Consider the following 9,590-nt stretch of genomic DNA (forward strand, 5'->3'; position numbering starts at 1 on the left):
CCCCCGGGGACGATGACGGTGAGGCGTTCATGGTGCCGGACCTTTGCGATGTTTCGGGTCAAGGGGAGGCACGACGCGCGCTCGAAGTCGCCGCCGCCGGGGGCCACCACATGTTGCTGACCGGGCCGCCGGGTGCGGGAAAGACAATGCTGGCGGAGCGTTTGCCGGGATTGCTCCCGGATTTGGCAGACAACGCGGCCATGGAAGTGACGGCCATCCATTCGTTGGCCGCTGTGCAGTCTTCGGCCGTGCGGCTGATTCGCAGGCCACCCTTTGAGAGTCCGCATCATAGCGCCACGGCCGCGGCCATCATCGGTGGCGGATCAGGACTTCCACGGCCGGGTGCTGCCTCCCGGGCGCATCGTGGAGTTCTGTTCCTGGACGAGACGCCGGAGTTCGAACGGCGGGTGCTCGACGCTCTCCGGCAACCCTTGGAAAGCGGAGAACTGGTGATACACCGCTCGGCGGGAACGGCAGCATACCCTGCACGTTTCCAATTGGTCCTTGCAGCGAACCCTTGCCCGTGCGGGAAGGCTTCCGGCAAAGGGATGGATTGCACCTGTACAGCCATGATGAGGCGGCGCTACTTCGGGAGAATGTCCGGGCCGTTGTTGGACCGTGTGGACATCCAGCTCCAGGTTGAGCGGGTGTCCTTGGCCGATTTCGGTCAAGGAGGGCAGGAAGAAGACACGGGCGCCGTTGCGGAACGTGTGCTGGCAGCCAGGGCAAGCCAACTGGATCGGTTGCTGAGATTGGGACTTGAAACCAACTCACAGGTTCCTGGCCGCATTTTGCGAGGCGAACTTCGGTTGCCGCCGGGGACCACAAGAATCCTTGACACCGCCCTGGAACGCGGAATGCTGACGGCGCGCGGCTACGATCGCGTTCTCCGCTTGGCCTGGACACTCGCAGACCTGGGACACGGCGGGACACCCACCGTTGATCACATCGGCCAAGCACTGGGGCTTCGACAAGCTGCGGTTGCCACATGAGGGACATCGACACGAAAGGAACCAAGAAAGTGGCCGCAGTGGGGTTGTATGACAACGAACGGATCGCCCGGGCTGCGCTTGCCCGGCTCATGGAGCCGCAGGACTCGGTGGGCCTTGCCCTGGTAAGGGCCCTAGGAGCGGTCGACGCCTTGGGCGTGGCCACCGGAGAGCTCGCAACAAGCCCCGCCTTGGAACAGGAGATTTCCACCCTGCTGGTTGAAGCCGGGGGACCAACCACCTGGGCCGGGCTTCCGGCCACACTCCGGCGATGGGCGCCACGGGTCAAGGACCTGGCTCCGGAGCGTGACCTTGAAACCATGCGCCGGCTGGGTGGGCGCTTGATCATTCCCGGAGACGAATTGTGGCCTGATCAACTCCAGGACCTTGGGCTGCAGGAACCCCTCTGCCTGTGGTGGCGGGGTCAGGAGCAGCCGCTGCCGCCAGCGCCCCGAACCATTGCTTTGGTGGGGTCCAGGGACAGCACCAGCTACGGCGCCTCCGTCACGGGAGACTTCGCGTACGGCTTGGCGCAGCGTGGCTTTACGGTGATTTCCGGGGGCGCCTATGGCATTGATGCGCATGCGCACCGCGGGGCGCTCAGCGGCGGGGCAACCGACTTGCCTACCATTGCCGTGATGGCCGGAGGCGTGGACCGCTTTTACCCTTCCGGCAATGATGACCTGCTCCGTACTGTAGCCACCCAAGGTGCTGTCATCTCGGAAGTTCCTCCTGGGTCCGCGCCCACACGGTATAGGTTTCTGCAAAGGAACAGGATCATCGCGGCCCTGGCGTCCGTCACTGTTGTGGTGGAAGCGCGGTGGCGTTCAGGTGCGCTCAACACGGCACATCATGCTGAATCGATCGGCAGGGTCGTTGCGACGGTTCCCGGGTCCATTCACAGCGCCAACTCGGCGGGCTGCCACCGATTGCTTCGGGAGGGGGGAGCCGTCTGTGTCACTGATGCGGGCGAGATCGCTGAGCTGGCCGGAGCCATCGGAGAATCCACCAGTGCGGAAAGGAACGCCGATGCCGCCATACACGATGGCTTGTCCTTGGAAGATCTCATTCTCCTTGATGCGCTACCCCTCCGCGCCGCCACGTCCGTGGAAAAGCTCACAGTGGTGGCAGGGCTGAGTCCGGAGGCTGTGCGGGCCGGCCTTGGGCGGCTGGGGCTCATGGGCCTGGCCAACTCGGAACGGGGTGCTTGGAAACGGGCCAAAAACGCCTGAGCAGGGCGGGGAAATCATGTTGATGCGGCCTGTAAGTCCCGGATGCTGGCACAGTGGGAGATGTGGACGCACAATCACTGCCATCATCAATGCGCACCGCTGTGGAGGGCTTTCATCGATACCTGGAGGGCGAGCGGGCCAGATCCGCACATACGGTGCGTGCTTATCTTGCAGATGTGGAGAGCCTCCTCGGTTTTGCGGTGCAGGAAGGTATCGAAGAGCTCGGCCAACTCGAGCTGGGTTCGCTGCGTCGCTGGCTTGGCGCGCAGAGCGAAGCGGGCATGGCCAGGGCCACGCTGGCCCGCCGGGCCGCGACCGCCAGGTCTTTCACGGCTTGGGCACTGAGGGAGGAACTGATTGCTGCAGACCCCGCCATCCGCCTGCAGGCACCCAAGCGCGACAAATCCCTGCCGGGAGTCCTTCAGCAGCAGCAGGTAACCCGGATGGTGGATGACCTGAACACGGCAGCCGCAGAAGGAGGCCCCATGGCTGTTCGCAACCGGGCCATGGTGGAACTCTTGTATGCCACCGGAGTCCGCGTGGGGGAACTCGCCGGCCTGGACATCGATGACCTTGATCCGGATCGACGCACGCTCCGGGTGCTGGGTAAGGGCAACAAAGAGCGCACCGTGCCATTCGGTGTTCCGGCGGCATTGGCCGTGGACGATTGGCTCCGACGGGGCCGGCCAACCTTGGTGACAGCCAAGAGCGGGCCCGCTTTGTTCCTGGGAGTACGGGGAAGCCGGGTTGATCCGCGTCAGATCCGGGCGGTGGTCAGCGAACTGCTCCAGGCTTTGGGCGACACGTCGGCCACAGGACCGCACGCACTCAGGCACAGCGCAGCTACCCACCTTTTGGACGGGGGAGCGGACTTACGCGCCGTCCAGGAGATTCTTGGACACAGCAGCCTCGCGACCACGCAGATCTACACGCACGTGTCCGTGGATCGGCTGAGAAAGAGTTACCAGCAGGCGCATCCCAGAGCCTGAGTTCGGCCGTCCAGGTGGCGCACTGGCGGAAACCGGCGCCGTACGGCAAAATAAGAGCACCACGGGGAAACCTTCAATTCACGGTTGAGGGTTATCTCTGTGCCAAGATCGTCAGTAGCAACCAACAAAAACTGAATAGCCAGTCTGGGCCCAAGAAATTCAAGGCATCCGGCTGCAACAGCAAACATCCAGGCAGAGGTCGTTGGGGAAGACGTACCTACAGCTATGGAGGATGGAATGTCTGTTGCAACAACCCGCGGTGTCCTGTTTGTACACTCGGCCCCTACGGCACTTTGCCCGCACGTTGAGTGGGCCATTGGATCGGTCGTGGATAAGCGGACCGATCTTGAATGGACCCCTCAACCCGCTGCGCCTGGAATGTTCCGGGCTGAGTTGTCATGGACTGGCGCCCCCGGTACCGGGGCACAGTTGGCATCGGCCCTCCGGGGTTGGGCGCATCTGCGCTACGAGGTCACTGAAGAACCGAGCCAGGGAGTGGACGGAGCCCGCTGGTCCCATACGCCGGAACTCGGAATTTTCCATGCCGTTACGGACGTCCATGGCAACATCATGGTCACAGAGGACCGCATCCGCTATGCCTATGAATCCGGCGCCGGCGATCCCTCAGCTGTCTACCACGAGTTGTCCCTGGCGCTTGGTGAAGCGTGGGACGAGGAACTCGAACCGTTCCGCCACGCGGCAGAGGGCGCCCCAGTGCGCTGGCTGCACCAGGTCGGCTAGAGGACCGGTACCAAACCACGTCGCTGCGTAAGTTTCGCTGACGTTTCCAGGCAGGACTGAGCGCAGGCTTCTCCCATAGCAACAAGAAGGGCCCCACCGTCAGGTGGGGCCCTTCTTACGTTTTCGCCAGGGGCGCTGCTAACCCTCAGACGTTCCTGACAGCAATGACGGCGTTGTGCCCGCCGAAGCCGAAGGAGTTGCTCAGCGCCACGATGTCACCGGATGGCAGGTCGCGGACCGAGGTCACAACGTCGAGGGGAATCTCAGGATCCTGGTTTTCGAGGTTGATGGTCACTGGCGCCTTGCGCTCGTAGACGGCCAGCACGGTCAGTACAGCTTCAACAGCCCCTGACGCACCCAGGAGGTGGCCCATCTGCGACTTGGTGGCGGAGACTGCCACATTGTCTACATGGGTCCCCAGGGCGGCACGCAGGGCCGTGTACTCGGGCTTGTCACCAACTGGAGTCGAAGTAGCGTGCGCGTTGACGTGGACGACGTCTTCGGCCTGGATACGGCCATCAAACATCGCGGCCTTCAGGGCACGGGTGGCACCGAGTCCTTCGGGGTCCGGTGCGGTGATGTGGTACGCATCCGCTGTAACGGACGTTCCGGCCAGTTCTGCATAGATCCGGGCACCGCGGGCAAGGGCGTGCTCTTCGGCTTCCAGAACCAAGGCTCCGGCACCTTCACCCATGACGAAGCCGTCGCGGTCGGTGTCGTACGGGCGCGAGGCGCGCTCGGGCTCGTCATTGCGGCGGGAGAGTGCCTGCATGGAGGAGAACGCTGCCAAAGGCATCGGGTGGATGGCAGCTTCAGCGCCACCGCACACCACAACGTCTGCTTTGCCTGAGCGGATCAGGTCCAGGCCCAGATGAAGGGCCTCAGTACCGGAGGCGCAGGCCGAAACCGGGGTGTGGGCTCCGGCACGGGCACCGAGGTCCAGGCTTACTGCTGCGGCCACGCCGTTAGGCATGAGCATGGGAACGGTCATGGGCAACACGCGGCGCGGTCCCTTGTCCCTGAGGGTGTCCCATGCATCCAGAAGGGTCCAGACGCCGCCGATGCCGGTAGCGAAGGCAACTGCGAGACGGTCGTGATCGATTTCTTCGATCCCGGCGTCGGCCCAGGCTTCACGTGCTGCGATTACACCAAATTGCGTGGAAGGGTCCATGCGCTTGGCTTCTACGCGGCTCAAGACCTCAAGTGCCGGCGTCGAGCACCGGGCAGCAAAGTGAACGGGGAGGTCGTACTTGGCCACCCACTCGTCACCGAGCGTGCGGGCGCCGGAGACCCCTTTCAGCGCGTTCTGCCACATTGTGGGGACGTCGCCGCCGATGGGAGTGGTGGCCCCCAGACCGGTTATGACTACTTTGCGTGCCATGCGATCACTCTCTGTCGGATAGCCGTCCCTCCTGCAGCATTCACAAGGGGAGGCAATAAAATCTTTGGGTGTTACTGCGGCTGTGCCGGGCCTGGAGGATGGATATCCCGGCCCGGCACAGCTGGGTCAGGACTAGGCCTGTGCGTTGGCGATGAAGCTGACGGCGTCGCCCACGGTCTTGAGGTTCTTGACCTCTTCGTCCGGGATGCGTACGCCGAACTTCTCTTCAGCGTTGACGACGATGGTCATCATGGAGATGGAGTCGATGTCCAGGTCCTCGGTGAAGGACTTGTCGAGCTCGACGGCTTCGGTGGCGAGGCCCGTCTCTTCGTTGACGATTTCAGCCAGGCCGGCCAGGATCTCTTCGTTGCTAGCCATTGTTGGCTCCTTTTCTTGTTGTACCGGCTACTGCCGGAAAGGGGGCAAACCGCGGGTTACGGTTTGGGTTTGTAAGTCGTATTCAGTTGGCTGGAGGTATCCGGGACAAGTCCCGATCTACGGCAGGACCACTACCTGGGCGCCGAAGACCAGTCCGGCCCCGAACCCGATCTGCAGGGCCAGGCCGCCGCTCAGCTTAGGGTTCTCCTGAAGCAAGCGGTGCGTTGCCAGCGGGATGGACGCCGCGGAGGTATTACCTGCCTGGGCGATGTCGCGGCCGATGACAACGGATTCGGGAAGCTTGAGCTTCTTGACCATTTCGTCGATGATCCGCATATTTGCCTGGTGCGGAACAAAAGCGGCGAGGTCGCCCGCTTCAATGCCCGCAGCATCCAGTGCCTGCTGGGCTACCTTGGCCATTTCCCAAACGGCCCAGCGGAACACGGTCTGTCCGTCCTGCCGCAGGGTGGGCCAGACATCCTGGGTTGCCGAAAGAATTGCGGGATCGTCGATTTCATCCGAGTGCCGGGCGGATTCACCTAGCTTCTTGACGTCCTCAAGGGAGTGGGTCATGCCAATGGCGTCCCACTTGCTGCCGTCCGAGCCCCACACGGAAGGGCCGATGCCGGGAGTTTCGGACGGACCCACCACCACAGCCCCCGCGCCGTCGCCGAGCAGGAACGAGATTGTGCGTTCGTGATTGTCGATGACGTCGGAGAGCTTCTCCGCACCGACTACCAGGACGTATTGCGCCGCACCGGAACGAACCAGGGCGTCAGCCTGGGCCACGCCGTAGCAGTAGCCTGCGCAGGCGGCCGAGATGTCAAAGGCCGGTGCCGGCGTCGCACCCAAACGTTCGGTGAGGGCAGCAGCAGCGGACGGCGTTGCGTAAGGGTGCGTCACCGTGGAAACGATCACTGCGCCCAGCTGGGACGCATCGATGCCAGCCTGCTGAAGCGCTTCGCGTGCTGCGCCTTCGGCCATGTCAATGACGCTGACGTCAGCGGCAGCGCGATGGCGGGTGATGATGCCTGTACGCTGGCGGATCCATTCATCGGAGGAATCGATCCACTGGCAGACATCCTCGTTGGTGACGATGACATCCGGCCGGTAGGCGCCGATGCCGAGGATGCGCGCATTCTCATTGACAACGGCCTTGTTCAACACGGGGGTGCTCATGCCTGTCCCTCCAATTCTGCGAAGAGCGCCAGGGCCGCGGACAGGTCATCCGGGGTTTTGACGGCAACCGTCTTGACGCCGGGCATGCCGCGCTTGGCGAGTCCCGCAAGGGTGCCGGCAGGAGCCAGTTCGATGACGCCCGTGACACCTCGTCCCACCAGCGTTTCCATGCACTTGTCCCAGCGGACGGGGCGGGAAACCTGGGCGATCAGGCTGTCGACGGCGGCGGGCCCGGCAGTTACTTCGTTGCCGTCGTAGTTGGACAGCAGGGGTACGGCCGGGTTTTGCGGTGAAAGCGATGGCTTGAGGGCCTCAAGCGCGCTGACGGCCGGAGCCATGTGGGAGGTGTGGAAGGCACCTGCAACCTTGAGCGGAATCACGCGTGCCTTGGCCGGGGGATTCTCAGCCAGCGCCTTGAGCTGGTCAAAGGTGCCGGCGGCTACGGTTTGCCCGGCGCCATTGACGTTCGCGGGCGTCGCGCCGGCGGCCTCAATGGCTGCCAGCACCTCGGAAGGGTCACCGCCCACCACGGCACTCATGCCCGTGGGGGTGACGGCAGCCGCGGCGGCCATGCTGTTGGCACGTTCACGTACAAAGGTCATGGCTTCGTCTTCAGTCAGGACTCCGGCCAAGGCGGAAGCGGTGATTTCGCCAACGGAGTGCCCGGCGAGGATCACTGGCAGCGTGCTGAGCTCGACGTCGAACAACGAGTTGGCAGCAACAAGCCCCGCTGCAACGATCAGTGGCTGGGCCACCGCGGTGTCCTTGATGGTTTCTTCATCCGAGGTGGTGCCGTGGGCCTTGAGGTCGATGCCTGCGATCTCGCTCAGGTGGGCCAGTTGGCCTTCGACGGAGGGGAGTTCCAGCCAAGGGGCCAAAAATCCAGGGGTCTGGGAGCCCTGTCCAGGGCAGACGATTGCAAGCACGTATCCAGCTTTCCAAATTGCCACGTGATCCACTGGTGTTTTGGTACACCAAGCTCACTGGGTCAGTTTGTAGGAAGTCTACAACGGTTCAGTTCTGTGAACGCGACGCATGACGCTCGGGAGCGGCTTTGGGTTGGGCCGAAAGCCGGCCTACCACCAAGGCAGTTTGGAGGACGAAAGCCTCCCTGGGAAGGAGCGGATCCCAGCCCGTGACGTCGCAGACACGCTTCAAACGGTAGCGCACAGTGTTGGCATGGACGAACAATTCCCGGGCTGTGGCCTCCAAGGAATGGCCCAGCTCAAGATATGTCCCCAAGGTCTCCACCAAGCCGTTGGAGGCAGCCAGCAGTGGCCGGTAAATGTTCTTGATCAAGGACCTGCGTGCCGCGTCATCACCGGAGACGACTCGCTCCGGGAGGAGGTCATCGGCCGCAACAGGCCGCGGGGCAGAAGGCCACGCGCGGGCGGCAGTGAGCCCTGCGAATGCCGCCTGCGCCGAGCCGCTGGCCTCCAGCAGGGACCCTGCCTCGGGGCCGTAGACCACAGCGCCCGGGGCAAAAAGTTCGCTGAGCTTGAGGTAGGCCGTGTCACGGTCCTGGACGCCACCAAGGATCAGGATGAGGCGGTCACCCTGAATTCCCACCAGGGCGTCCTCGGCGAAACGACCGGCAGTCCTGCGCAGTTCACTGACGTAACTGGCGCTCGGTTCCGACGGCGAATTGCCCACCATTACAGTGAACCGTTCCTGGGCTTTCCAGCCAAGGGCTGCGATCCTGGAGCGCAAGGCATCGGTGTTCTCACCGCGAAGGATGGCATCCACGATCAGCGCCTCAAGACGGGTATCCCATGAGCCGCGCGACTCGGCCGCGCGGGCGTAGACGTCCGCGGCTGCAAATGCCACCTCCCGCGAATACCGCAGGACTGCTTCACGGAGTGAGGGCTGGTCCGATTCCGGGGCGATCACCGGAACCTGGTCCTCCACCACCTCAACGACGATGCGGATCAGCTGCAGGGCTTTTTGCAGGCTGATCGAACGCGTCAGTTCTGTCGGGGCGTTGCCGAAGACATCCGTGAGGATCCACGACGGCGAGCTGGGACGCTCGTACCACGTCACGAACGCTGCGATTCCGTTCTGGGCCACCAGGCCCAGCGCCGAGCGCTCATCGGAGCTCAAACGGGTGTACCAGGGCAGCGACTTCTCAAGCTGGCGCATGGTGCTGGTGGACAATTGGCCCACGTTGGCACGGAGTTGACGCAGAGTTTCGGCCTTCTCCGGCGACAATGCCTGGGTTGCTGCCTTGCGCTTGGAAGGTGTTTTGCTCGGCTCTGCCATGGAATGAGCATACGGCCCATCCCGGGCAAGCTCCATTTGTGAGAAGGCTACAACTTGCGTTGTTGCCGGTCACATGCCCGGCAGCCTTCCTGCCACGAGGTTAAACCACGACGACGGCCCCCACCTTTCGGTGGAAGCCGCCGTTGCAGGGGGTGCTGGCGTGGCCTTGGACCCGTGATGTTCAGGGACTTGCCGGCGGGTGGTTAGGCGTCGCCGCCTGCGCCGCCGGTGGTGCCGGCGTTCACATCCAACAGCCGGTACTTCTCGATCGCCTTCTCCAAGGCACCTTCTTCAACTTCTCCCTTGGCGGCAAGGAGCTGGAGGGTTTTGGTGACGATGGAGTGGGTGTCGTTTTTGAAGTAGCGGCGTGCGGCTTGGCGGGTGTCGGAGAAGCCGAAGCCGTCTGCTCCGAGGGAGGCGAAGTCGTTGGGGATGAATTGGC

The 9,590-nt window shown here is 63.4% G+C and carries 10 protein-coding genes; 4 read left to right on the forward strand and 6 right to left on the reverse strand.

Annotated features, from left to right (window positions below):
* From HP499_RS15845 to HP499_RS15860, 4 genes are all read left to right on the forward strand, one after another.
* On the forward strand, window positions 1–992 hold a 992-nt coding region (locus HP499_RS15845), incomplete at its 5' end, for a YifB family Mg chelatase-like AAA ATPase (protein WP_172325192.1).
* Window positions 989–2,221 (forward strand): DNA-processing protein DprA, encoded by a 1,233-nt coding sequence (dprA, locus tag HP499_RS15850; RefSeq protein ID WP_172325193.1) that lies wholly within the window; start codon window positions 989–991, stop codon window positions 2,219–2,221. The genes HP499_RS15845 and dprA, both read left to right, overlap by 4 nt.
* A gap of 89 nt (window positions 2,222–2,310) precedes the next feature.
* Window positions 2,311–3,210 (forward strand): tyrosine recombinase XerC, encoded by a 900-nt coding sequence (locus HP499_RS15855; protein WP_216660061.1) that lies wholly within the window; start codon window positions 2,311–2,313, stop codon window positions 3,208–3,210.
* A 237-nt stretch (window positions 3,211–3,447) separates the two neighbouring features.
* Window positions 3,448–3,951 (forward strand): DUF3145 domain-containing protein, encoded by a 504-nt coding sequence (locus HP499_RS15860; RefSeq protein WP_018776197.1) that lies wholly within the window; start codon window positions 3,448–3,450, stop codon window positions 3,949–3,951.
* A 145-nt stretch (window positions 3,952–4,096) separates the two neighbouring features.
* Here HP499_RS15860 and HP499_RS15865 read toward each other — a convergent pair whose 3' ends face one another.
* The 6 genes from HP499_RS15865 to HP499_RS15890 form a co-directional block, all read right to left on the reverse strand.
* Window positions 4,097–5,332: a beta-ketoacyl synthase gene (locus tag HP499_RS15865; RefSeq protein ID WP_172325195.1), complete on the reverse strand. Its 1,236-nt coding sequence runs from the start codon at window positions 5,330–5,332 to the stop codon at window positions 4,097–4,099.
* Window positions 5,333–5,464: 132 nt separating this feature from the next.
* The gene (locus HP499_RS15870; RefSeq protein ID WP_011692310.1) at window positions 5,465–5,710 is read right to left on the reverse strand and encodes an acyl carrier protein; all 246 of its coding nucleotides are present in this window, start codon (window positions 5,708–5,710) and stop codon (window positions 5,465–5,467) included.
* 117 nt (window positions 5,711–5,827) lie between these two features.
* Window positions 5,828–6,889, reverse strand: coding sequence for a beta-ketoacyl-ACP synthase III (locus HP499_RS15875; protein ID WP_172325196.1), 1,062 nt, complete (start codon window positions 6,887–6,889; stop codon window positions 5,828–5,830).
* A complete protein-coding gene (locus HP499_RS15880; RefSeq protein WP_172325197.1) occupies window positions 6,886–7,815 on the reverse strand; it encodes an acyltransferase domain-containing protein in 930 nt (309 codons plus the stop codon). The genes HP499_RS15875 and HP499_RS15880 overlap by 4 nt, the downstream gene beginning before the upstream one ends.
* Before the next feature lie 88 nt (window positions 7,816–7,903).
* Window positions 7,904–9,148: a CdaR family transcriptional regulator gene (locus tag HP499_RS15885; protein ID WP_172325198.1), complete on the reverse strand. Its 1,245-nt coding sequence runs from the start codon at window positions 9,146–9,148 to the stop codon at window positions 7,904–7,906.
* A gap of 203 nt (window positions 9,149–9,351) precedes the next feature.
* The coding region (locus HP499_RS15890; RefSeq protein WP_172325199.1) for a hypothetical protein at window positions 9,352–9,590 on the reverse strand (239 nt) is incomplete at its 5' end.

The sequence above is a fragment of the Paenarthrobacter sp. CM16 genome, from assembly GCF_013179505.1.
GTDB lineage: Bacteria > Actinomycetota > Actinomycetes > Actinomycetales > Micrococcaceae > Arthrobacter.